The 24,637-nt window shown below is 46.0% G+C and carries 19 protein-coding genes and 1 pseudogene; 7 read left to right on the top strand and 13 right to left on the bottom strand.

Going from position 1 to position 24,637, the window contains the following annotated elements; translation table 11 throughout:
* Positions 1-308 precede the first annotated feature (308 nt).
* Entirely contained in the window at positions 309-1,322 is a 1,014-nt protein-coding gene (gene trpS, locus ACH0WD_RS09525) for a tryptophan--tRNA ligase (protein ID WP_001094623.1), read from the top strand.
* On the opposite strand, the gene uxuR is transcribed toward trpS, so the two are convergent.
* Positions 1,323-2,096 (bottom strand): Uxu operon transcriptional regulator, encoded by a 774-nt coding sequence (gene uxuR / locus ACH0WD_RS09520; RefSeq protein WP_000841654.1) that lies wholly within the window; start codon positions 2,094-2,096, stop codon positions 1,323-1,325.
* A gap of 349 nt (positions 2,097-2,445) precedes the next feature.
* On the opposite strand from uxuR, the gene ACH0WD_RS09515 reads away from it, so the two are divergent.
* Positions 2,446-3,111, top strand: coding sequence for a dienelactone hydrolase family protein (locus ACH0WD_RS09515; RefSeq protein WP_000588696.1), 666 nt, complete (start codon positions 2,446-2,448; stop codon positions 3,109-3,111).
* Positions 3,112-3,127: 16 nt separating this feature from the next.
* On the opposite strand, the gene ACH0WD_RS09510 is transcribed toward ACH0WD_RS09515, so the two are convergent.
* The 3 genes from ACH0WD_RS09510 to ACH0WD_RS09500 all read right to left on the bottom strand — a co-directional run bounded on the left by ACH0WD_RS09510 (position 3,128) and on the right by ACH0WD_RS09500 (position 5,665).
* Positions 3,128-3,589: a DUF302 domain-containing protein gene (locus ACH0WD_RS09510; protein ID WP_001654330.1), complete on the bottom strand. Its 462-nt coding sequence runs from the start codon at positions 3,587-3,589 to the stop codon at positions 3,128-3,130.
* 204 nt (positions 3,590-3,793) lie between these two features.
* Entirely contained in the window at positions 3,794-4,705 is a 912-nt protein-coding gene (locus tag ACH0WD_RS09505) for an STM4504/CBY_0614 family protein (RefSeq protein WP_000556763.1), read from the bottom strand.
* 351 nt (positions 4,706-5,056) lie between these two features.
* Entirely contained in the window at positions 5,057-5,665 is a 609-nt protein-coding gene (locus tag ACH0WD_RS09500) for a DUF1062 domain-containing protein (protein WP_000864870.1), read from the bottom strand.
* Positions 5,666-6,152: 487 nt separating this feature from the next.
* Here ACH0WD_RS09500 and ACH0WD_RS09495 point away from each other — a divergent pair, with 487 nt between their 5' ends.
* From ACH0WD_RS09495 to ACH0WD_RS09485, 3 genes are all read left to right on the top strand, one after another.
* Positions 6,153-6,410 carry a YjhX family toxin gene (locus ACH0WD_RS09495; protein WP_001054380.1) on the top strand — a complete coding sequence of 86 codons (258 nt, stop codon included), beginning with the start codon at positions 6,153-6,155 and terminating at the stop codon, positions 6,408-6,410.
* Between the two features lie 4 nt (positions 6,411-6,414).
* Positions 6,415-8,046 (top strand): class I SAM-dependent methyltransferase, encoded by a 1,632-nt coding sequence (locus ACH0WD_RS09490; RefSeq protein WP_077905762.1) that lies wholly within the window; start codon positions 6,415-6,417, stop codon positions 8,044-8,046.
* A 559-nt stretch (positions 8,047-8,605) separates the two neighbouring features.
* A complete protein-coding gene (locus ACH0WD_RS09485; protein WP_000532939.1) occupies positions 8,606-9,322 on the top strand; it encodes a YebC/PmpR family DNA-binding transcriptional regulator in 717 nt (238 codons plus the stop codon).
* A gap of 477 nt (positions 9,323-9,799) precedes the next feature.
* On the opposite strand, the gene ACH0WD_RS09480 is transcribed toward ACH0WD_RS09485, so the two are convergent.
* Both ACH0WD_RS09480 and ACH0WD_RS09475 read right to left on the bottom strand, forming a co-directional pair.
* Positions 9,800-10,675 (bottom strand): phosphorothioated DNA-binding restriction endonuclease, encoded by an 876-nt coding sequence (locus ACH0WD_RS09480; protein ID WP_000199890.1) that lies wholly within the window; start codon positions 10,673-10,675, stop codon positions 9,800-9,802.
* Positions 10,676-11,027: 352 nt separating this feature from the next.
* Positions 11,028-11,450: a fosfomycin resistance glutathione transferase FosA7.2 gene (locus tag ACH0WD_RS09475; RefSeq protein WP_000941935.1), complete on the bottom strand. Its 423-nt coding sequence runs from the start codon at positions 11,448-11,450 to the stop codon at positions 11,028-11,030.
* Between the two features lie 121 nt (positions 11,451-11,571).
* On the opposite strand from ACH0WD_RS09475, the pseudogene ACH0WD_RS09470 reads away from it, so the two are divergent.
* Positions 11,572-12,868: pseudogene (locus tag ACH0WD_RS09470) on the top strand (Fic family protein).
* 75 nt (positions 12,869-12,943) lie between these two features.
* On the opposite strand, the gene ACH0WD_RS09465 reads toward ACH0WD_RS09470, so the two are convergent.
* From ACH0WD_RS09465 to ACH0WD_RS09450, 4 genes are read right to left on the bottom strand one after another with little or no spacing between them, the layout of a single operon-like run.
* On the bottom strand, positions 12,944-16,006 hold the full coding sequence (locus ACH0WD_RS09465; RefSeq protein WP_000481469.1) for a type I restriction endonuclease subunit R: 3,063 nt from the start codon (positions 16,004-16,006) through the stop codon (positions 12,944-12,946).
* 2 nt (positions 16,007-16,008) lie between these two features.
* Entirely contained in the window at positions 16,009-17,157 is a 1,149-nt protein-coding gene (locus ACH0WD_RS09460) for a restriction endonuclease subunit S (protein WP_000139625.1), read from the bottom strand.
* Positions 17,158-18,648, bottom strand: a complete 1,491-nt coding sequence (locus ACH0WD_RS09455; RefSeq protein WP_006495883.1) for a class I SAM-dependent DNA methyltransferase — start codon at positions 18,646-18,648, stop codon at positions 17,158-17,160.
* Positions 18,649-18,653: 5 nt separating this feature from the next.
* Positions 18,654-20,153, bottom strand: coding sequence for a class I SAM-dependent DNA methyltransferase (locus ACH0WD_RS09450; protein ID WP_000172636.1), 1,500 nt, complete (start codon positions 20,151-20,153; stop codon positions 18,654-18,656).
* A 297-nt stretch (positions 20,154-20,450) separates the two neighbouring features.
* On the opposite strand from ACH0WD_RS09450, the gene ACH0WD_RS09445 reads away from it, so the two are divergent.
* The gene (locus ACH0WD_RS09445; RefSeq protein ID WP_000210270.1) at positions 20,451-21,434 is read left to right on the top strand and encodes a toll/interleukin-1 receptor domain-containing protein; all 984 of its coding nucleotides are present in this window, start codon (positions 20,451-20,453) and stop codon (positions 21,432-21,434) included.
* Between the two features lie 268 nt (positions 21,435-21,702).
* On the opposite strand, the gene ACH0WD_RS09440 is transcribed toward ACH0WD_RS09445, so the two are convergent.
* The 3 genes from ACH0WD_RS09440 to ACH0WD_RS09430 all read right to left on the bottom strand — a co-directional run bounded on the left by ACH0WD_RS09440 (position 21,703) and on the right by ACH0WD_RS09430 (position 24,601).
* A complete protein-coding gene (locus ACH0WD_RS09440) occupies positions 21,703-22,230 on the bottom strand; it encodes a hypothetical protein (protein WP_001043245.1) in 528 nt (175 codons plus the stop codon).
* The gene (locus ACH0WD_RS09435) at positions 22,227-23,423 is read right to left on the bottom strand and encodes a hypothetical protein (RefSeq protein WP_000542997.1); all 1,197 of its coding nucleotides are present in this window, start codon (positions 23,421-23,423) and stop codon (positions 22,227-22,229) included. Before ACH0WD_RS09435 ends, ACH0WD_RS09440 begins: the two co-directional genes overlap by 4 nt.
* Before the next feature lie 188 nt (positions 23,424-23,611).
* Positions 23,612-24,601, bottom strand: coding sequence for a restriction endonuclease (locus tag ACH0WD_RS09430; protein ID WP_077905772.1), 990 nt, complete (start codon positions 24,599-24,601; stop codon positions 23,612-23,614).
* Positions 24,602-24,637 lie beyond the last annotated feature (36 nt).

Genomic DNA, 24,637 nt, shown 5'->3' with positions numbered 1-24,637 from the left:
TTTCAGCGCCACGTATTTTTGGGCAGCAAATTATAAAATCGCGTTTCAAAGTCAGTAACATGTTCTCTGTTCAGGCGATATGACTTTATGCCCGGACGACACGCCAGCCGCTTTACCCTTACGTTTAGTCGTGATACGTTAGATCACATGAACACGAAACGATCCAACGCTACGCAACGTCATCTCCGCTGGTGGCTGCTTTCCTGAAGGCGGCACGGATCACTATCCCTCTTTAAGTAGCCGCCGAAAGGCGGCTACTGTGTTTCGGGACGTCTTTCGGCTTTATAGTAAGCATAAAGGAGTCCTTAATGAACACCCTTCCTATCATTCTGACTGGCGATCGCCCCACTGGCTCGCTGCACCTCGGCCATTATGTCGGTTCACTGCGCCAGCGCGTCGCGCTACAGCAGTATCACCAACAGTATGTCCTGATTGCCGACCTGCAGGGACTCACCGATAACGGCAGTAATCCGCAAAAAATCCGCGATAATATTCCGCAAGTGTTAGCTGACTATCTGGCCGTCGGCATCGATCCCGCGCTAACGACGATCTGCCTGCAATCCGCGTTACCCGCCCTCGCCGAATTAACGGTGCTGTATATGAATATTGTTACCGTCGCCCGAGTGGAGCGTAATCCTACGGTAAAAAATGAGATTGCCCAAAAAGGCTTTACCCGTTCCCTGCCGGTCGGGTTCATGGCGTATCCCATTAGCCAGGCGGCAGATATCACCGCCTTTAAGGCCGAAATGGTACCGGTTGGCGACGACCAATTGCCCATGATTGAGCAAACGAATGAGATCGTTCATAAGATGAATAGTCTTTTCTCCTCGCCGGTATTGCGACCCTGTCAGGCGCTCCTGAGCGATACGGGCCGTCTGCCAGGCATTGACGGCAGCGCCAAGATGTCGAAATCGCTCGGCAATACCCTGCTTCTTTCCGCCAGCGAAGAGACCATCCACCGTGCGGTCAGCGCGATGTACACCGATCCCAATCATTTAAAAATTAGCGATCCGGGAAAAATAGAAGGTAACGTCGTCTTTACGTGGCTGGATGCGTTTCATCCGGATAAAGCCAAAGTCGCGGCGATGAAAGCACATTATCAACAAGGCGGATTAGGCGACCGTGTCTGTAAAAATGAGCTGGAGACCTGCCTGCAAGAACTGATCGCGCCCATACGCGAACGACGGGCAACCTTTATTGCAGATAAGGGAATGCTAATGGAATTGCTGAAAAAAGGTAGCGAGCGGGCGCATGAGGTCACTCAAAAGACGCTACAGGAAGTAAAACGTGGACTGGGTCTGCCCACGCTATTCCAGGTATAATCAGGCATCAACGTTGTCCAGCGGCCATGACTCAAACAGATAGCCATCAAAGTAGATGTCATCAACATTGGAAAACTCCAGCAGACGCTGCTTCACGTTTTCCAGGTGCTGCCACATCGCCAGCTTCGCTGCGCGGGCGTCTTTCTTAATTAACGCCGCGAGGATCTGCTTATGATCAACCAGCCACTCCTTACGGTAAAGCGTATCGCCCAGATGGCTATGAAGCTGGAGCCACATCGGATTATTTTCACGCCATTGCCAGGACTGGCGGAAGAGCTCTACCAACATACTGTTATGGGTCGCTTCGGCAATGGCCAGATGAAACTGCATATCGCCGCTTTCTGAGCCGCCCGGCGCGCTGGAGGCGAGCTCTCGCTCTTCCAGTTGTAACGCCTGGCGCATTTTAATGATGTCCTCGCGGGTGGCCTGCAGAGCGGCAAATTCAGCGATATTGCTTTCCAGCAACTGACGCGCCTGTAACAGTTCAAACGGCCCGGCGTCATTACAGTGATTGACGTCAGCGCCTTCCATCTCGTTATTATCCGCGCTGTCGAGCACGTAGATCCCGGCGCCGCGGCGGACTTCAACCAGACCTTTAATTTCCAACATGATCAGCGCTTCACGCACGACGGTACGCGTCACATTGAGCCTCTCAGCGATCTCTCTTTCCGGCGGCAAGCGCTCCCCAGGGCGGTACGGCGTCTGAACAATCAGATCCCGTATCATTGCGCCCACTTCCTGGTAAGGTCTTTGCTGAGAAGTGTTTGATTTCATATTGGTCGTGCCCGTCCGATGCGATTTCCCGGTATCAGACTATAGCATTTGTAAAGAGGGATAGCACGCGTAGCACACCAAAAACGCGAAACTGGTCAACCAACAAAATAATAATGCGCCCCGTTTCGCTAGTGAGGCCAGATAAAAGGAAAGGCAATAGACAATACACGACTGATGTTCCACCTTTAGCCCTGATGCCTGAATATGAACAGCATATTGGTTTACCAATATAAAATTTATCAACCAAAAATCAGGCCATAAAATGTGTCTGTACATTGACAGGAACAACGCCTCTGACATAGCGTGATCGGCGAAAATCCAGCCGCTCTCTTTGTATCAAGAACGCGTTATGATAAAAGACACCGTGTTTTTCGCCCCAGGCGTATCCGGGGGAAGCAACGCCTCCAGTCTGTCGAGCCGCCATCGCCGGGCAGCGATTATTCTGCATGAAATTTATGGTATTAACGCTCATATCCAACGCGCAGGCCATGAATGGATGACGCGCGGATTCGACATCTATATTCCCGCGCTGTTTCCTCACCATACCCCCTTTCGCTATGAACAGCAGGAGGAGGCTTACCGTCACTTTTCAGCAAATGTCGGCTTTGATCCCGCCGTCGTTACCACATTACTCCACGAGCTCAGAACGCAGTATGAGACGTTAATCGTCGTAGGATATAGTGTCGGCGCAACGCTCGCATGGCTAAGTGCAGCCAGTGGGTTATGCGATGGCGTCATTTGCTATTACGGTTCCCGTATACGCCAGTACCTTCATCTTGCGCCTCGCTGTCCGACACTGGTTATTATCGCGCGTTATGAGCCGGCGTTTGATCCCCTCGCCATGCGACAGACGCTGGAAAAGCGCCCCCGGGTGCAGTGTAAAATGTACGATGCGCGGCACGGGTTCTGTGATGCTGATAGCGCCACCTTCGATGCCGCCTTATCGCATCAGGTAATGGACGATGTGACCGCATTTATTCGCGACATCACTCGTGCAAACACATCGCCCGATTGAAGCCAGATTTTCCGCTTCAGTGGAGACTTTTTTCAACGAGCTGTTCCAGTTTTTTCAAAGCCTGTATGTCTGCGGCATCAAGACCATAACGTTGCAGCGTTTCAGCGGGATGATAACTGACTAACGTTCGCCCATCGGCTTGCTGGCTAATGAGCACCCGAAACGGTAAATCCAGCGCCAGTTCGGGATGCGCCAGCATGAGAGGCGTTCCGCCTTTAGGATTGCCAAAGACCAGAACCGTTGTCGGCGGCATTTTCAGGTTAACATTCTGTGCCGCTCTGGCATGGTCAAATTCCCCAAATAACACCAGACCGTGATCGGCGACAGCGTGCATCAACCGCGCTCGAGTCTGCAAATAGTCATAAGCGCTGTAGGTTTTAACCATGGTTATCGCTCCATCCTCCGTTGCAAAGCCAGGCCTTATTAAGATTAACATCAGGGTTACCGCCAATAAAAAAGGCTTTAAAATAGTACTCATTCTTCTCTCTCCCTGACCCAATACCCATGAGTAAATGCGACACAGATGATATTCAGTTTAAAAATCAGTCATCGTACTGTACCCCTTATTATTGCACTGAACAGCTCATCACTAAAAAAACAGACGGCAGAACAAAAAATTCCGACGTCTGAACAAATTTAAATAACGATAATCCAGTCTGACTGAGCGACAGCGCGATCATTATTATGGCGCGACACCATCTTCTTCAGCCCGCTGGGTAAGAAAGAATATACTCCGCTCAGTAAGATAATAAATACTACAGGCCAATTCTTCAGAGATACGGAGCATCATTGTGTAGTGATGATGCGATTTTTCTGGCGTCATTGGCAGAAATATTTCTGACTCCAGCACGTTACTTAAAAAATGAAATTTATGTACATATTCAGCAGATATAACGCCTCTCGCCATCAGATTAGCCATTAGTGTATTTAAACTATCTTGTTCATGATATACGATACCTTTTCTCTCATGAATTCTGAGAAGAACGCTTCTGAAGGCTGCATGACATTCCTTTACAACACAGGCAAAATCATTAAGTATCAGGCGATTATACGCTTCCATAAGATCATATTCGACAAAGCCATACTCTCCAGGAGAGTACAAATAATAACATATGTTTTTAAGCCGTTTTATTCTGCGCAACCTTACAATTCTACCATTTTCATAGCGATATTTTAAACTATGCTCATGAAATATATTGTTTAATTCACTAATCGCCTTATCCGGTTCTAACCCAAGCGTAACTTCATAGGTTCGAAGGTAGGTATCTATATAGTTAAAAGCAAGCTCAATGGTATCAATATGCTTTCTTTTATCATCTGTTTTTAATAACAGATTACTCATTTCATCCAGATATGACGTTGAATGCGCATATAAGGTGAATAAGCCATACTCTTTGCGCAACGTTTTACATATTCTTCGATAAACTTCGTCAGAATGACTATTATGATAGCAGTATAATGTCATATCATAAAAAGAGGAGCAATTTCCTAGCGTATTGATAATCAATAAGATTATTTGCTCGCGTATTTCTAACGGAATATCGTCATATAACAGATCGCTATGCCTTAGTGAGTATGGTCTAAAGGTGTGCATTCCTCCCCCTGTAACCGCAACAGAAAAAATTACGCTATGAATAGCGCTACATTACTCTAATTCAGTGGTTCAGGTATTAATATCAGCTCAACAGTGAGCCATTTTTTCTTATTTTTTAATGGTGTTGCGTGAATATTTATTTACTCTACAGATAATTGTAATCCATCGCCCTTTGTCATTCTGCTGATCATCACTGGTGCGAAAATCTGGATTATCCATGGCATTCAGTCTTCACTGAATGCCACAGACAAGGGTTATTCAACTAAAGCTCACCTGTCCCTTAGTCCTTCTTTCATTCCGTTGCGTCGTTGCCATACCAGCACACTTAAACGTAAGGTGAGCTTATTGTTTTTATCGACGGGTCAGAACAATCCTTCGCCGGTCATACAGTGTTTCAACTGAGAGCTGCAAATCATATTTCGCATTCTTCAGTTTTCGCGATTTAAGCATTTTCATCGTGACGCCACTTATTTGCCCTGTTTCAATCCGTCTCTTGATTTCGGCTGCGCTTAACAGGAGTTGTTTCTTCAAAATCGACAGCAGGCTGACCTGAAAAGAACGGGAAATCCTGACGCTAACACTGACCTGCTTGTGGGAGGCGATACTGACCAGCCACCGTTCCTGAATGTGAAAATCAGGCTGCCCCGATAATTCAGCATTGTTTCGCTTCAGGATCGCGTTGTCATAAGCAAAATATTGCACCGTGGCGGCATCATTCGCCATCAGTCGGCCATAAAGACCGCGGTTAATTTTGCTGACTGGCAGGCGCGAGAACAGGGAGATATTCCAGGTGTAATCGCAGTGTGTGCATTTATAGATACTCCAGACATCGAGTACCTTCTTTTGCGAATTAACCCGAAATGCCCCAGAAGGCGTGAAGTCCCGTTTTACGCTGCATGAAGGGCAACGTTTCGCTATGCGCTGATACCCCACAGGAGTGACAGTCCATATGACTTTCATAACGTACCTTTTTTAACCCATACAAAACCGGATCCGAACTCAGCGGACCATAAATGTTTATGTATGAAAAATATTTAAGTGATATTTTTCAGTGGGTTAAAAAAAGATTTCCAACGCAACAACCCTGTCAATGGCTAAAAAGATACGCCGAGATTATCAAAGCGGCCATTATCGGGTATATGAGTTTAATCAATATTCATTATGGTAGCGGCGGGATCTATTCAACTGACTTACTAAACGCATGATCCTCCCTTTGAGATCACACTTTTCACTCCCGGTTATTCACTTACAGAAATCAGGTGTTATCATTCACGACGTAAATACCTTTCAACTCAACCCGAGGCTTTGATGCTGGAGAATGTCATCATCTGATAATCAGTTCTCCGACCTTTTCAGGCCGGACTGATTATCAATGTGCCGAAATCGAATGCGGACACCGCAGTGTGTTTGCACGTTTTGCCTATGATGATTAAACAGGTTCTTCAGCATGAATTTATCCCGTCAGGAACAACGTACCTTACACGTTCTCGCCAAAGGCGGACGCATTACGCACATCCGCGATGCGTCAGGCCGTGTCACCGCCGTTGAGTGCTATAGCCGCGAAGGGCTGTTGCTCGCCGATTGCACGCTCGCTGTATTCAAAAAACTCAAAACCAAAAAGCTGATCAAATCCGTTAACGGTCAGCCCTACCGCATTAATACAACCGGGCTGAACAACGTCCGCGCCCAGCCTGATAATCGCTAAGGAGATGATGATGGATATCAGCGCCGTTATTTTTGCAACGCATCGCATTCGGCTATTACCCGATGAAGGCAAAATCCCCTGGGACGAGCCAGCCTTCAGCCAACGCATGCTGGAAAATCATCTGTCGCAGGACCACGACTGGGCCAGCCGCCGGCTAACCGTGATTGAGCAACAGGTAACATGGATTACCCGTCAGTTACCCGGTGGCGCCCGCATTCTGGATCTCGGCTGTGGACCCGGTTTTTATACCCGCCTGTTAGCGGAGCGTGGGTTTCACTGCACAGGCGTAGATTTCTCTCCGGCATCCATCACATGGGCTCGCCAGCAGGCGCAAGCCGCAAACCTGAATATTGACTACATTCAGCAGGATATTCGTACATACCACCCCACGGAACCTTTCGATTTCATTATGATGACGTTTGGGGAACTGAATGTCTTTAGCGCTGCGGATGCGCAAAGCCTCATCAGTCATTGCGCGCAGTGGTTGAAACCGGACGGCAAACTGCTTGTTGAAGTGCATACCTTTGATGAAGTTAAACGCCAGGGCATGGCGCAGCCAGGCTGGCAGCGTTGTCCGCACGGCCTGTTTCTTGCCATGCCTCATCTGCTGTTAACGGAAAATGCCTGGGATGAAGAGGCCCAAACCAGCTCAACGCAGTTCTGGGCGATAGCGGAAAACGGCTGTACCACCCGTTTCGGCAGTCAAATGAAGGCCTGGCGCGATGATGAATATATCAGCCTGCTTGGTGATGCTGGCTTCACTGTGTTGCAGCGCCCGGACAGTCACACCTGGCCGGTCGGCGAGACTTTTGCAGGCAAGCTGTTTGCGCTGCTGGCTGAAAAAGCCCCTCCCGCTGAGGGAATAGCCCTCAGTAAAAGGAATAACCCAATGGATATCCCACGTATTTTTACCATTAGCGAAAGCGAACACCGTATCCATAATCCGTTTACAGCGGAAAAGTACGCCACGCTGGGCCATGCGTTACGCATGAAACCAGGCACACGGATTCTCGATCTCGGTAGCGGTTCGGGTGAGATGCTCTGCACCTGGGCTCGCGATTACGGTGTTACAGGTACTGGCATTGACATAAGCCCGCTCTTCACCACACAGGCAAAACAACGTGCAGAAGAGCTCGGCGTCAGTGAATACGTACATTTTATTCATAACGACGCGGCCGGTTATATCGACGAGGAAAAATATGACGTGGCGGCCTGCGTAGGCGCGACCTGGATTGCGGGCGGTGTCGCGGGGACAATAGATCTGCTGGCCAAAAGCCTCAAACCTGGCGGGATCATTCTCATCGGTGAACCGTACTGGCGTCAGATTCCCGCAACGGAAGAGATCGCCCACGCCTGTGGCGTCTCATCCGTCGCCGATTTTCGTCCCCTGCCCGAGCTGGTCGCCTTTTTCGACCAACTCGGCTATGACGTAGTGGAAATGGTGCTGGCGGACCCGCAAGGCTGGGACAGATATGAAGCCGCGAAGTGGATGACCATGCGCCGCTGGCTGGAGGAAAACCCTGACGATGAGTTTGCGCAAGAGGTTCGAACAGAACTGACGGTAGCCCCCAAACGTCACGTCACCTGGACGCGAGAATACTTTGGCTGGGGCGTATTTGCGTTAATCGCGCGATAACGTGAAGCAGGAGGTATAGCCTACAAGAGGTATACCTCCGTTTAAAAGTATGCAACAAATTAACACGGCTCAAGGCGGGAATATATCGTCTTAGAGACTATCCCACCAGGCGTTATTGGCGCAGCCAGTTTGGACACGGACAGCGCGCAAAAACCGGAGCGTACACGTAGTACGTGAGGATTTTGAGCACTGCCCAGGTCCAAAATGGCAAGTAAAATAGCCCTAATGGGATAGGCTCTTAATTTCGCCATTAAGTTTCTGCCACAATATGTCGCAAGACGTGCAAGCATTCCACCTCACCTGATGAGCGAAATCACCATCAATAAGACGTTATTGCTGCGATTCAATTATTAAAAATAAAAAAAGAACCGGAAGAAAATCAGAAAAGGACTTATCCACCATATTAGCTATTGTTAAAATCAAAGTAATCCCTCGTAAAAGCTGGATGTTTTTATTTCTCATAGACGAGAATTTATATATTATGATATAATACGATAGAAAAATATGCAGGTTATTAACCTGCCATTAATGTAAATAATTTTTTGAGGAGATGTTTCCAGTGGGACGTAAATGGGCAAATATTGTTGCTAAAAAAACGGCTAAAGACGGTGCAACGTCTAAAGTATATGCAAAATTTGGTGTAGAAATCTATGCTGCGGCTAAACAAGGTGAACCAGACCCGGAATCAAACTCAGCTTTAAAATTCGTTATTGAACGTGCGAAACAGGCACAGGTTCCAAAACATGTTATTGATAAAGCCATTGATAAAGCCAAAGGTGGCGGAGATGAAACGTTCGTGCAAGGGCGTTATGAAGGCTTTGGACCAAATGGTTCAATGGTTATCGCTGAAACGTTGACGTCTAATGTTAACCGTACGATTGCTAATATCCGCACAATTTTTAATAAAAAAGGCGGGAATATCGGAGCGGCAGGTGCTGTCAGCTATATGTTTGACAATACTGGAGTAATTGTATTTAAAGGAACAGACCCTGACCATATTTTTGAAATTTTGCTTGATGCTGAAGTTGATGTTCGTGATGTAACCGAAGAAGAAGGAAACATCGTTATTTATACTGAAGCTACAGACCTGCATAAAGGAATCGCAGCGCTAAAAGCAGCTGGAATTACTGAATTTTCAACAACAGAATTAGAAATGATTGCTCAATCAGAAGTTGAACTTTCACCAGAAGATTTAGAAATCTTTGAAGGACTTGTTGATGCCCTTGAAGATGATGATGATGTGCAAAAAGTATATCATAACGTTGCAAACCTCTAATTATAAATTAAACAAATCTGTCTCTATGGCAGATTTGTTTAATTTATAAAGCTGTTATAAAAAAGTCTATTTGGCCAGATATAGATTTTTAAATTTACGTGTATTATCACGACCTGATCTGACACATAGCTTTGAAAGATTGAGAGTTACCGGTTTTGATATAGTGTCGAATCCTTATATAAAACATGAGGTAATTTTCATGTTTCATACGACGAATCCCGTCAGCAAGCTAAGCAAAAGCCAACAATATCGGGCTACTTACAATCTCCCCGTGCTCTTTAAGATGCCGCGCCTCATAAATTCCGCTTGCGCTCATGATGGCTCATCTGGCGCTCTACGCGCCGCTTGACCACAGGTGTGACTCCACCAGCGCGCTACAGACCATAGTGCGAGAACCGTGGCCGATTACTTCGATGCTTTTGATGTGGAGCTATTTTTAACAGATAACGTATACCACACTCAAAATACTCCCCCAGATCAATGCCCTCCTCTGAACACCTCCCTCTTGTGCCATTCCACAAACCGTTCACCCGGATAATTTTCTTTCATCTGCGGCAACGCGATCTCTTTCCCCGCAAAATCCCAGAACAGCCGCTGTACCACTCCGCCACCATTCACCGCGTCGGAAACCACCACACGCATATTTTCATCCAAGCCAATCGAACCACGATCGAACGCTTTATGATGAATTGCGCACAACGCCAGGCCATTAGGTACTTCACAAGGACCATGATGCTGCTTCCATCTGATATGGGCTGCTTCAAGGGCTATAGGGGCGTTGTCGTGGCGCATATTGAAGCCGCAGACCGCACATTGATAATTGTAAGCTCGTAGCACCGCCTGGCGGAACTTCGGATCGCGTTGACGGAGAGAGGTGCAAATATCAAAACCCATCTCGTCAGCGATGTCTTCCTGAATACTGGTCGGAAAATGCGCCTCAAGGATCTGCTGCGCCAGCGCGTCGATTAGCTTACGTTTTTTTGTTACCAGCGCGAAATTGACGGCATCAAACCCACCAGCAACATTATATTCAATGAGTTCACGTTTAGGTGGCTGGCGGCTACCGCTGGTTGAGCAGAATTCCGCGTTTTGCAATTCCCAGAAACCATCGCCCTTCAAACGCCAGAACGGCATATCCGGGCGCTGTTCACGGCGCTGTGGCCCATAGCGCTCCAACAAATCCAGCAATTGCTCATGAATTTCAGAACCATAATCAAATAGACGATCGTGACTCTGCCGATAGTGCGAGAGGACATATAACAGCAATAACGGCTTATGCGGCGCTCGCTGTTCGCCTTTGCGCCAAATAGTAATATTTGATATCGCTTGCTTTAGGGTTTTGTCAGAGGTCATTACATTGAAGAATTCATGAGCACATAGTTGCGATGATGCTCGCAACTATATGTACATTCAAGACATTATTGCAGACATACTTTTTGTCTATCGGCTCTGTCCTGACGGTTAGCATGCTGATAACAACGGAAAAAACACAGCGCTCAACCGAGAAAGGTAGGTAACTTCTGGATTTTAGACATAAAAAAGATCTCAGTTGAGGTCCATTTACATGCTCCTGGTGCGAAGGCCGGACTCGCCTTTTCATTTAATCTATTGAAAATTAATGGGTTGTGAGGTTTTAGTTTGGGGATTTGCCCCCAAAATGGGACATAAAATTGAATACTGCGTGGAAGATCACAAAGTTGCGTGATTATTTTCCAGGCCCGAAACGCATTCCAGAGTAAGGCTTCTCCCGGCACTGCGTCAGTCGGGATGCTAAATCTCCCACATGCAGCTCCAGCTTGTGGCCATCCGGATCAAGAAAATAGAAAGATTGCCCTTCGCTTTTATTGTCTTTCCAGACCGTCACTCCCGCCTGTTTCAGCTTACACGAGAACGGCTCAAAATCTTCTGGCGCAATGCTGAATGCGTAGTGGGTGTAGTCACTTTCCTGCGGGGCCACGTAGTTACGGGATACGTCGTAAGAAAGGCAGACCCAAAGGTCGCCACAGGTAAGGTAAGCGCCAGTATCCCACTCAGCATGTAGCTGCAACCCCAGCAAATCGCGCCAGAAGGTCAGGCTAGTTTGCAAATTACTGACAGCAAGCGTTAAGTGGTTCAGAGATTGAAGCATAGGGATACCTATAAATTATCATGTCTTCACAGGGAACGTTCTATCTCAAAAAAAGGAAAATTGAGATAGTTTTAAGTGGCGGTCTGTATAACTCAAATTCATCAAATTTTGAGATAGCAACATGTCAATCAAAAGATCACCGGTACTTATTGCATTGTCCCAACTTAACGGAGTGGATCTGAAACTCAACCAACACTACAGCCGCGTGACGGACGATAAAGGCCGCTATCTTCCGTTTGACGAATTCTGCCGCCGTACGTCCAGCGGAGAAAATGTCTCTATCGCCTGGACGCTTACGCGGCGCGCGCGTGGCTCAGCTATGCAACGGATCCATTATCGCAACGAAACAGGCGATCAGGCTGGCTTTGTCCTTACACCTAACATCATGTCAGTGTGTGAACAGGTGGACAAGCACGCCACAAGGCTGACGCTCAAAGAACTCACCGCCAGACTCAGGGGCAGGGAAAGAGTTAACAGCACTAAGCATGGAAGAGCCCATCACCTCATCACAGCTGGAAGGCGCTAACACAACTACGCTTGTCGCGCGCGACATGTTTGAAAGTAGCAGAGCCCCCCGTACCGAAGATGAACACATGATCGCTGGTAATGCGCGGTTGATGGCCGAAATACCAGATCTGCTCCAGGAACCATTAACACCAGACTTAATCCGCCGTTTCCATGCCGTTGGAATGGGTGGAATAAATGACGAAAAATACCGTCCTGGAGAATTCCGCGACACCGATGATGTGGTGATTGCAGATTATGACGGTAACATTGTTCATCAACCGCCAGCCGCCACCGACCTGCAGGTGCGTCTGCAAATGGTGTGTGACTTCGTAAATGACACAGGATCCTACGTTCACTCCTTGGTAAAAGCCTGCGTTCTTCACTTCATGATCGCTCACGAGCCCCCTTTCAGAGACGGTAACGAGCGTACAAGCCGTGGGCTATTTTACTGGTACATGCTGAAATCAGAATACGACGTGTTTAAATATATCTCGATCAGCCAGTTACTACATGCCGCCCCGGCCAAATATGCCCACAGCTACCAGTACACTGAAACCGATGATATGGATCTGACGTACTACCTTGAATATCAGGCCAGTATTATCCATCGGGCTATGACAAGACTCTTACAGTATGTAGACGACCTGGTTGCCCGCGCGGCCCGAATTGACCATTTTTTGTATAAATCTGGGAGTTTATCGCGGCTGAGCGGAAGACAAGTCACACTACTCAATATCATTTTGGCGGAGCCTGGTAAGAAATATTCCGCAGCAGGTGTAGCGGAGGCACTGGGCGTATCGGATAACACAGCGCGTAATGACCTCCGTACCCTGGCGCGTGAAAATCTCTTAACCGAGATATCAGAAAACGACCAGAAAACGGTTTTTAAAGTATCTCGGGATCTTAGCTAATATACTGGAAGGATATCGGGAGGAAATAACCTCCTCCCGACCTTCAAATACAATGGCCACGACATTAAGAAAAAATCAGTAATGCTCCTCGATATACCCGTAAGCCTTCTGGAATAACTCTTTATCTTTACCTAATCCAAATTGAGCCAGAGTGAGCAAAAGCGCCTTTTGAATTTCGCGTGGACCGCTGTGGGAACTTTGCCAGCCATCAAAGCGAGTTGCTTTGACGATTTTATCGATTTGCTCAACAACGTCGCCGATTAACTTAGGGGTAGTTTCTGGGCGTGTTTCGAGGAAAAGTTTGGTCAAAGCCTGTTTATTATCAGCTTCAGTTACTGGGCGCTCGCCCGTTTCGCGCTCGGCTTGTACGGTATCTTTCGCAGCATCCAACAGGCCTTTCAACCAGTCGATGGCCTTGATAACACCAGCTTCATAGTCCTGACGCAGTTTTTCCAGACGCTCACCCAATGCCACAAATTTAGGATCATGGCTACCGCGTAAACGCCCCATAAGATCAATCTCCAGGCGTTTTGCGCGTTGTTCCTGTTCTTTAACCGTCAGGGTAAAAATTGCGTGCTCATCCATGATCAACTCGTCAATATCATCGCGAATACGATTGATATCAGTATGCTCATGGATCATCTTAATTGTTTCGGGGCCAAGGGCTGCCCAAACAAGCGCACCTGTCTGCCCCACCGGACGCACCGATTCATAAATTTGCGCTAGCCATTTATAGTCCTGACGATAAGGAGTCAAAAAAGGATCTGGGTTGATAGCTGACCATAACTTGGATAACACACCAAAGCTGGCAGCGAATTCATCGCGTTTCTCGTTGGTTGGCAGGCATTCCTGCGCAGCCATAATGCCTTCAAAACCTTCTATAGAACGATCTATACCAGGGAAGAAGGCCAGACATTTATTCAGTTGTAACGGCAATAGCTCTTTAAATGCCTCGATCCCCTCTACAACCCCTTCAATTTCTTCAGGGTTATAGGCCAGAGCAGTACGCAGATTTTCGAAAACGCCGAGGTAGTCGACAATTAATCCCATGTCCTTGCGCACATCATCGGTTTCGTACAACCGGTTGGTTCGGCACATGGCCTGAAGAAGAGTATGATCGCGTAGAGGCTTATCGAGGTACATGCAATAGCAAATTGGCGCATCAAAGCCCGTAAGCAGCTTGGCGGTAACGATGATAAGCTGTAACGGATGCACAGGATCTTTAAAGCATTCAATCAGATCCTTTTGCACTTGCTCTTCCGCATCAATGTGCTGCCAGCGTTCGAAATCGGCTTGTTTAATAGGTAGCTCCAATTCGTCATGCCATTTGAGCCAGTCCTTATTAAGCTTATCTTTTTTGCCACCCTCTTCAACTTTAACCGGAGCCTGGTCAACGTTCATAACCACTTCAACCGCATCAAAACCGAGCTTTTCACCGAGCAAATAATACATCTGCACACAGGCTTCACGATCGTATACCACAACCATGCCTTTCATCTTTTTCGGCATAACATGGCTGGTAAAATGCTCAACAATATCATTACTCACCGCAGCCATGCGTCTGGGGGATTTCAGCATAATAGCCAGCTTGCCAGCGCGTCTGGACAATGCTGCTTTTTCTTCTTCATCCAGGTTGTTTTCGGTGGCCAGTTGCTCGAACTCTTCGTTGATAGCATCACGATCCACTCGGAGTTCAGCCAACCGAGGTTCGAACTTCACTGGGTTAGTCGCTCCGTCACGGATCGACTGCTTATAGCTATAGCGGCTCATATAGCGACCAGGATCTTCTTCAGCACCGAACAACTTGAATGTATTACGATCAATGCCAGAAATCGGTGTGCCAGTCAGGCCATAGAAGTGCGCATTAGGCAACGCCCAACGCATTTTCTCACCTAACCCACCTTCCTGGGTACGGTGGGCTTCATCAACCAACACAATGATGTTGTCACGGTTGTTCAGGCCATTAGGGTTGCTATCGTCAATTTCGATATCTTTAAATTTAAAGATGGTGGTGATTAAAATGCCACGGCTGTCTTGCTCAATGTATTCACCCAACTTTTTGCAGCTTTGCACTTTAATCAGATTCTTAACGTCGGCCCCACCAAAAGTTTCATTAATTTGGCTGTCCAGATCTCGCCGGTCCACAACGATAAGTACCGTCGGGTTTTTTAACGCATTATCGGCACGCAGCATTTTAGCGGCGTAAAGCATCAACAAGGATTTACCCGATCCCTGGAAATGCCAAATCAGACCTTTTTTTGGATAACCTCTGCGAACACGCTCAACGATTTGTTTTGCTGCTTCAAATTGCGGATAACGCGGCAGGATTTTAACGCGTTTAGGTGGAGTATTTTTGCCTGTTTTGACGGTTGAAAATAATGCAAAAGATTCCAGTAGTTGCAATAAGGTCTGCGGATTTAATAAACCCTCGCAGCTGTTGAGTACCGATGCCAGGCCCGGCAGAATCTCATCACGAAGCTCAGTATTATGCCATGGTCCCCAATCTTTAACTCGGGCATTAATGGCACCATAGGCAAAGGTTTTACCTTCGCTGGCAAAACACAGCAAGTTAGGTACAAAGAAAGATTCAACATTTTTCCAGTAGTACTTTTTGCCGCCCATAAAGTCGGCGGCACCGTCTTGCCAGGTTACGCTAGGACGTGTTGCGGTTTTAACTTCGCCTACAACTAGTGGTATACCGTTCACATAAAGGACAATATCAAAATAGACTTCAGTGGCCGCGATATAGTGAACCTGCTGTGCCACCACGAAATGGTTGTTCTCTATGTTCTCAAAATCAATCAGATTGATGGTGATATGGTCGCCATTTTCGCCAAAGGGCAAGGTTTTGTCTGCCATCAACCATTCCTGGAAGTTTTCATTGGCCTTTACTAAACCGGTATGTCTGGCTTCTAAAACCACTCCCCGAAGTTTGTAAATGACCTCATCGGCATAGTCAGGCTGTCTGCCGATATCAGGGTTTAACGAACAAAGCGCGTCTTTTAGCCACTCATCAACGAAGATATCCTGCGCTTTTTTAGGCAGTTTTTCACCGTGGCAGTAAGACCACTTGACCCCACTCAACCCTTTTAAGCGATCGATAATTCCATTTTCTGTGACGGTTTGTTCGTTAAACATAATTAATCACTATCCTGAACAAAGAGAGATTTTGTTAAATTTGTAAGAATTACACCTTTTTTTTTCAATTTATGTCTCAAGCTATCCATTTCTCTAACTACCATCACAAGCTTTAACTGTTCTTCGAGAAAAGGAACATCGACATCAATATTTGCTAACGTGGATTTATTAATAATAGGGACGGCCTGAATGCCTGTGTATTTTTTAATAACTTCCAAATTATTCTGAATCCAAACAATAAGGTATTCTGGCAATATTTTTTCACTACAAATTAATGAATTTATCTGCTGGTTAGTAGATAAATCACACGATGCAATTGCTGCTTTTCCTATTGTTGAACCTATACAAGTCAGTAAAACCGATCCTTTAGGCACAGATGGAGTTTTTTCTAGCCCTTTATGAGTAATATTACGCTCGCCGCTATTAATATATAATGAATCAGAGCTAATATCACCCGGAGTTATAAACGGAATATCCCCCTCCCAGTATTCACGTTCATTAGGAGGAGGCGTCTTCCCTGTACTGATTCGACAAACATCACCTAGTTTTTCTCTAGAAACATTATGACGGATTATTAGCTTAGATATATGTTCCCTAAAAATAACCTTCCTAAAAAAGAGTAATGATTCTAAGGCTGCATCGTTTTTTAAACTTGCCAAATTACATGATGATAATATTGGCAACATTTTCAGCTGTCGATTTTTTGACGGGAATAGGAAAACTTGTTCGGCTAAAACTTTCCACTTTATCGTTGGTGATAATGACCCTTCCGATATAGCTACAGCTCGATTCATAAATATATCGGATTGCATAAAGAAAGGAAGAAACCCGGGAATAACCATTTTAGAATTTTCTTCAAGAACCATTGCGTGCGCTGAGCAGATACAATCCCAATCAGCCACAGCTACCTTACGTTGATACGCACGACGCTTGCCAAAAATGATCTGCCCTTTCTTTACCAACAGCTTTTGCCCTTCAACATCCGCCGGTACGCCATGTCGCTTAATCTTCAGACTATCAGGATCTAAGTGTTCCAAGCCAACATAGATTTTAAGGTCTGTCTCGCTCGGTTCTACACGTTTAGAGATATGTTTCGCAATATCGCCAAACTTCACCATTTGCCAGCCTTCCGGTAATTGCTGTTCCGTCATTTACTGCCCCACCTTGCTTTGAACATTATACCCAAGCTCCGCAAGGCTTTGGAATAATTTATTAGTTTGTTTTTTCAACTGTATACGGCTTACTTTCCACGCTTCAATCGCATGTTCAATATTATGTACTTTACCGTTTTGTTGCGCTTGCACATACAGCGGGATCGACAGGTTGTAGAGATTCCCTTTAATAGCGTCGATATCCACCAGTGCAGTGATATTATTTTGGTTTTCAGGGCTAAAATAAGCCTCGCATAACACAGCCAAATCATCTTTGGATAAGCGACTATGGGCGCGCTCACGAGTAACGTGTTCCACCCCATTAATAAATAACACCTTGTTTTTACGCTCAGCAGGTTTATTGCAGTTAAGCACTACCACGCAAGACTCCATCGGAGAGTTGTAGAACAAATTCGGGCCTAACCCAATCACCGCTTCAATGATGTCCGATTCAACCACCTGTTTACGAATGGTTTGCTCTGAATCACGGAACAGCACGCCATGTGGCCAGAGCATGGCGGCGCGACCAGTATCTGGTTTTAAACTTTTGATTATATGGGTATAAAAAGCATAATCAGCGCAGCCCTGCGGTGGTACACCATAAAGATTACGACCATATGGATCGGCAGCAAACTTGTCACGATTCCATTTTTTTATGGAGTATGGCGGGTTGGCAAAAATCACATCAAACTGCTTGAGCCGATCGTTTTCAATAAACTTTGGCTCAGCCAAAGTATCACCGCGCAGCACATCAAATTCTTCGATATCGTGCAGGAACATATTCATACGGGCGATAGCGGAGGTCAACAGGTTCACCTCCTGACCATAAAGATGCACTGAGCGCCACTCTTCACCTCTTGCACGGAGATCCATCACTGCATTTAGCAACATCCCGCCAGTGCCGCACGTCGGATCATAGGCGGTTTCACCCGGTTTTAATCCCATAATGCGCGTCATTAAATGCACGACTGTTCGGTTGGTGTAGAACTCTGCAGCCGTGTGACCGGAATCATCAGCGAACTTTTTAATCAGGTATTCGTAGGCTTCACCAAGATCATCCTGGGCGACAGATTTAATACCGAGCGGAATTTTACTGAAATGTTCAATCAGATCAGCCAGCAGATGATCGGGCAGGCGCTCTTTATTGGTCCACTGCGCATCACCGAAGACGCCATGTAAACGCGGGTTATTGACTTCAATTAGTCGAAGCGCATTCTGGATCGCTTCGCCAATGTTTTTACTGGTATTGCGGACCTTTTCCCAAGCTGCCTCAGAGGGAATGTTAAAACGGTGAAACATCGGCATGGCGGCATATTCGGCATCGCCTTCATGGAGCTCCATCGCCTCATTATATTCTTCCAGATAGACATCTGACAGGCGTTTGTAAAACAGCAACGGGAAGATATACTGCTTGTAGTCTGATGCGTCAATTTGGCCACGAAGAAATTCGGCGGCCCCCCAGAGCAGCTCTTCCAGCTTTTTATTACTCATAGTACTCATACCTCGAACCCTTCTTTGATAAGCAGGGTTTCCAGCTCCTCTTCTGCTTTTTCCAGTTCAGCCAACTTCCGTTGAAAATCTTTGAGCGCCTCTTCCACAGTGATGGTTTCTTCTTCGAGTGGCTTTTGCACATAACGAGCAATATTTAGATTGAAGTCATTTTCTTCAATCTCCTTCAGAGGTACCCAGCGTGCAACTCCTTCGATTTCTTTTGCATCCGGCCCCTGTTGCGCTTGGTCATGATAGATTTGGTATATGTCATCAGCCTGCTTGTTGGACAGTGTATTCTGCGCACGCCCCTTGGTATAGATTTCTTCAGCATTGATAATCAATACATGATCTTTATGCGTTGCCGGGCGTGATTTGCGCAGCACCAAAATACACGCAGGAATCCCAGTCCCATAGAACAGGTTGGAAGCGACACCAATAATCGCTACGATGCGATTTTCTTTCAGCAATTTGGTTCGTATTACTCCCTCTGCGCCGCCACGAAACAGCACACCATGAGGTAACACGACAGCCATACGTCCATTGTCGTTAAGTGAAGCAAACATATGCTGCACCCAGGCAAAATCACCATTTGTTTTAGGCGCCAGACCATATTGCTTACGGCCATAGGGATCGTTCGACCACAGATCGTATCCCCATTCCTTCAAGCTAAATGGTGGGTTGGCAACCACGCAGTCGAAGGTTTCTAAACGATCGCTTTGTAAAAACTTAGGTTCACGCAGCGTATCCCCGCGAACAATATCAAAATCCTCCTGACCGTGCAGGAACAGGTTCATTCGCGCGATGGCTTCGGTAGTCAGGTTTTTTTCCTGACCTTTAATTTTTAGCAAGCGCGGATCACCGCCGTTTTCTTTTACATGGTGGATAGTTTCAAGCAGCATACCACCAGTACCACAGGCGGGATCGTAGACACTCTCACCAGCTTTTGGATCAAGAATGTTAACCATCAAGCGAACAATAGTACGTGGGGTGTAGAACTCACCAGCTTTCTTGTTAGCTTTATCAGCAAAACGTTTGATCAGGTACTCGTATGCGCGCCCCATATCATCATCACGGACACTGGCAACGCCGAGATTCACTTTGTTGAAGTGATTAAGTAACGTAGCCAGTAACTCATCAGAAAGGCGTTCTTTATTGGTCCAACTGGCATCGCCAAAAATGCCATGCAGTTTAGGGTTTGCCAGCTCTATACCACGGAAAGAGTCTTTTAAGGCCTGACCAATGTCTTTGGTCTCAGCGAATACATCACGCCAGTGACAATTCTCTGGTATCTGAATACGGTGAAACATCTTCCCTTTAGCAAGCTCTGCATCCCCAACGCTCTCCATCGCATCGGCAAATTCTTCGTCATATACATCACAAATGCGTTTGAAGAACAGGATGGGAAAAATGTACGTTTTGTAATCTGACGCATCAATAGGCCCAGTGATGATATGGGCTGCATGCCAAAGATGGGCCTCGAGATCTTTTAGGTTAATCAGTGTCATTGTTGTCTCTTATCGATCCTGCGAAGCTGGAACTCTCAGCAACTCATGGATTTCACAGTAAAAAAGCAAGCAAAGCGATTCCACAACCACCTGAGCGTTCAATGAGTATGACGCCTTTACCCAAGTTGCTTAAATCAAGGAAATCGCCAGAGATCATACTCTGGCACCAGAATGATACCAAGATGAAGGACTGATTTCCGCATCAATACCTTGTAGCCAAGGGGGATTACTCTTTTACACTTATTGGCGCAATAATAGCGGTATTCCTCATTTCTCTACCGGAGCATCTTACGCGCTATGACCACTCTCGTTTTTTCCTATTCCCATGCAGATGAAGCACTACGCAACGAACTTGAGAAGCATCTCTCCCCGCTGAAGCGAACCGGGAAGATCACAACATGGCACGATCGCCGCATCGTCCCTGGCCAGGAGTTTGAACGTCAGATTGACCACTATTTTTCGCAAGCAGATATCATCCTGCTCCTGATCAGCAGTGACTTTATCGCTTCAGATTACTGCTATCAGGTAGAGATGAAAAATGCACTGGAACGGCATAACCGGGGCGAGGCGGTGGTCATTCCGGTAATTTTAAGAGACTGTGCCTGGCATCAGTTAGAATTTGGCAGCATTATGGCGGCGACTACCGACGGTAAACCCATCACTAAGTTTGCCAGCCACGATGAAGGCTATGTTCAGGTCGTCGAGGCCATCTCGCGTGCCATAGCCCAGATGGAAGCCAAAAAACCACAGCAAACCACACATATCCCTTCACCGGCTCCGGCGAATCCGATGTTTCAGGGAGTGGATACCGTTTTTACACCGCGTTCAAGCAACCTTTCTCTACCCAAGAATTTTACCGATCTGGATAAAGATCGCGCCAGACGTGAAGGCTTTGAATATGTTGCCCACTATTTTGAGAACTCGTTAGATGAACTCAAAAATCGCCACTCCGGATTAGACATCGATTTTAATCGGCTTGATACAGATTCATTCACCTGTGCTGTTTATATCAATGGCAGTAAGGTCGGTCAATGTGGCATCTGGCGTGGAAATCAACACCATGGAATGGGGGATATTTGTTACAGCCAGGATAATGTTGTTCGAAACAGTATTAACGAAAGTCTAAGCCTTGCTGATAATGGTCAGACTCTTGGTTTTCGTGCTCTGATGGGAGGCTTCAGTCGTGGCACCTCACGAGACGAACTATTGACGAATGAAGGGATGTCGGAACATTTCTGGGAAATGTTCTTCGGGCTAATCAAGCAAAGAATGTCCCGATAATTTGCCGTATCACAATCGGGCATACTGCCCGATTTTTGTGCTGTCATTATTAGCAAATCTCAATAGGGGTTGAGATTTGCTGCAACTGAACCTTATCAGAGTACTTTTACTTTGTAACGAAAATAACGGGTATAGGGTATCATTGAACAATCAATGATTTTTTCTTGTGCGTGGAGAAATTAACTCTATGAACTCACTAACTTTCATCAACTCCATTAAGAGTAAATAAAAGCGTATCATAAATACGCTTTTATAATTACAGCGCATATTATTTAATTTTGCCATCGAGTTTTTCTGATAGCCGTTTTTTAGTGTTAAGGTTTTTTAAATCGATAATGAAATTTACGCTAGATGCTATTACCGCATATATGCAAAATAATTGTGCATAAATTAAAGAGAGTAAAAACCATAAACCAATAACTGTAAATGCTGATTGGTACTGCATAAATAGATAAGTCTTTATCACAAACGTTTTTACGACAACCCCAACCAATAACAATAACAAAATTAATGCTGAGGAAATAACTACCCCCACCAGCAACTTAACTCTCTTTAAGTCATCGTCAGAAAATATCACTGTCACCTTTGAGGGTTGAACAATTTTTAATACAGCGTTCGGATAAACATAAGCAATCCAGATCCCCATTATTGTAAAAATCATTGCTGATGTATTTTGCAAGATAGAAATTATAGGTTCAACATCTTTAAAATCTATATCTAGCCTAAAGCTGTAGCTTAAATAAGTTACAACCAAAACTACCAGTATATGCCAAACAATAACTTTAGATTTATTCATGGTAATTCCTGAATAGCTTGGGGGGCAGTGGCTTCCTCCGCGCCAACGCCAAATGGTGCAAGCAAACCATCGCGTTTAAATTGTAGGGCTGTGAAAAGGCGCTGCGCTGTATAATGGCCCGTTTCATCCACACCACCGCCTGTTGTATCATCAATCGGCAGAACATTTTTTACCACAAAACTATTCAACCAACAAATACCACCCACTCCCTCTTTTCTAAACCCAAGGTTACGCCAACCATCTAAACCACCGTTGTAATCCTCGGCATATTGTTCGAAAATTTGCTGCAATTCTTCTGCCGTTGGTTTAGCTTCAATATTCACCTCAACTTTACGAGTATCTTTTGTAACCTCAGCAGAGACAAAAGGGAGCCTTCCGAAAAACCTTGTCCAATCGGATTGATTTACATCTCTTGCTGCAATCACTTCACGCTTAACAAAATGAGTTATGTCACGGGCGATAGCGCCCAGATCAGCTCGTGTAGTGAGTTTTGTGTATTGCTTTGAGCTGATACGAAACCACAAATTTCCAGTTTCACCTGCTTGCTGCGCAGGGAACGTTATTTTTGTGTAAGAACCTGTGCTCCCTTCTTTAATTTCTCGGCGTTTTTCTCTAAAATCAGCGTGTAAGCAGACAAAATCTCTGAAAAATAAATTCATTAGATTGGTATCTGCAATTGAATTAGAGAATCGGATTGATGCAAACAAATTTTTAGATGGAATAAACCAATAATAGGATGCTTCACCCCAAATGACTCGATCTCCAGCGGCTGCATTATTAGCATCATATAAAGTGTTGTCATCGAGCCGCGCATCAGCTTTTATTCCATAAACACCATCACCACTTCCTACGGCTCTCCAAAGAACAAGGATATATTCACCCGTTTCTTCATCTTTTTCGATTGCTTTTAGATAAACCTTTTTACGATGAGAATAGCCAGGAGTTTCGTCATCCCAAAGAAGTGTATCTTCTAGTGAAATTCTATCCTGAAACCACACATGGAGGGATGAAAGAAGGGTATCCATTTCAAGTGGCTCGCAATAATCATCATTGCCATAACGATAAAAACCAAGCTGTGTATACTTGAAAAATGTAACAATACCGACGCTCATACACTCATCTCTCAAATGTGATTTTCCCAAGTATTTCATGAAAATATTGAAAGATGAAGAAAAAAGTACGAAGGCATGCATAGGGCAAGCCAGCAACACAGTAGTGCAGAATGGCTGTGTTTTATAGCTTGTTCTGCATGTAGGCCACCATTTGTATGGTAGCCCAATACGTTATGTACTCTCGCCCCACCGCAGATAGACAACTTTTATCGCGTTTAAGCATACAATTTTGTCATACTGAGCCTGAATTAATAGTAATCATAGGTTATTCATGCAGGCAAGTACGTTTTCTTAAGCGGAACCAACAGCTTAGTTTCAATATCCACCTGCTCATAGTTTTCCACTAACGCGCGTACCAAATCGTCCAGCGTCCATAGCGTCAACGGGATTGTAGAACGATCGGCCTCATAACGCGCATCTTTGCTGAACCCACCGGTACTGACATACAGCCCGCGATCGTCTTTATGACGGCCACCGATAAAGCTACGAATTTGCTGGCTGCTCATCTGTTCCCGCCGGTGCTTCACCTCAACAATAATGCGCGGATTTTCGAAGCCAAAACCGTCAGGGGAAGCAATGATATCTTTCCCACGGTCAGCACCAGCAGGCGATACCTGAGTTTTATATCCCATGCTGCGTAACACGCCAGCGACCAGATTTTGCATCTCATCCCAGTCGAGACGGTTGATACGATCTTTGATGCCTTCAAAAGCGATCATTTCCATGTCACGCAGAGGATTAGAAACAACCTCATCCTCTCCACCTGAAACAGGTACTTCCGGCACGACATCTGAGACAGGTTTTTTGCCCTGCACTAATTCATTCACGGCAAAATCAGGCACCTGAAAAACCGTCAGCGTAGAGCCAAGGGTGTTTCTGGTTGCATCGCTCAGACTATCACGCTTGATCTCTTCCGCGTTCCACTTCACCTTACGGGCGATGCCCATGCCGTCTTCAAGCCACTCGGCATGAAACTCAAAATCTGAGGCGATTTTCCCTATCAAATAAGTCCGATTAGAAGGTGAATAAGTGATAGCCCAGTCACCTTTCTGCATCTCATTCACAAAGCGCCAGACCTGGGAAGCACCGGAACGAACTGTGCCTGGCTTAGTCTGTGGCTCAAGCTCCTGATACCGGGTAAACAACTGCTCTCTTGAGCATCCCGGTTTCACATAGGGAGCGAGCTGCGACCAGCCGATTGCAACAACCTGCTTGTCCCTGAAGTCATCGTACAATTTTCCGCCATCACCGCGGATCATCCACATTTTAGTCGCCACAATAATTCCTTCTGAAAA

Source organism: Salmonella sp. 2020_1395 (assembly GCF_043848115.1).
Classification (GTDB): Bacteria; Pseudomonadota; Gammaproteobacteria; order Enterobacterales; family Enterobacteriaceae; genus Salmonella; species Salmonella enterica.
This window is presented reverse-complemented; position numbering and strand designations above follow the sequence as displayed.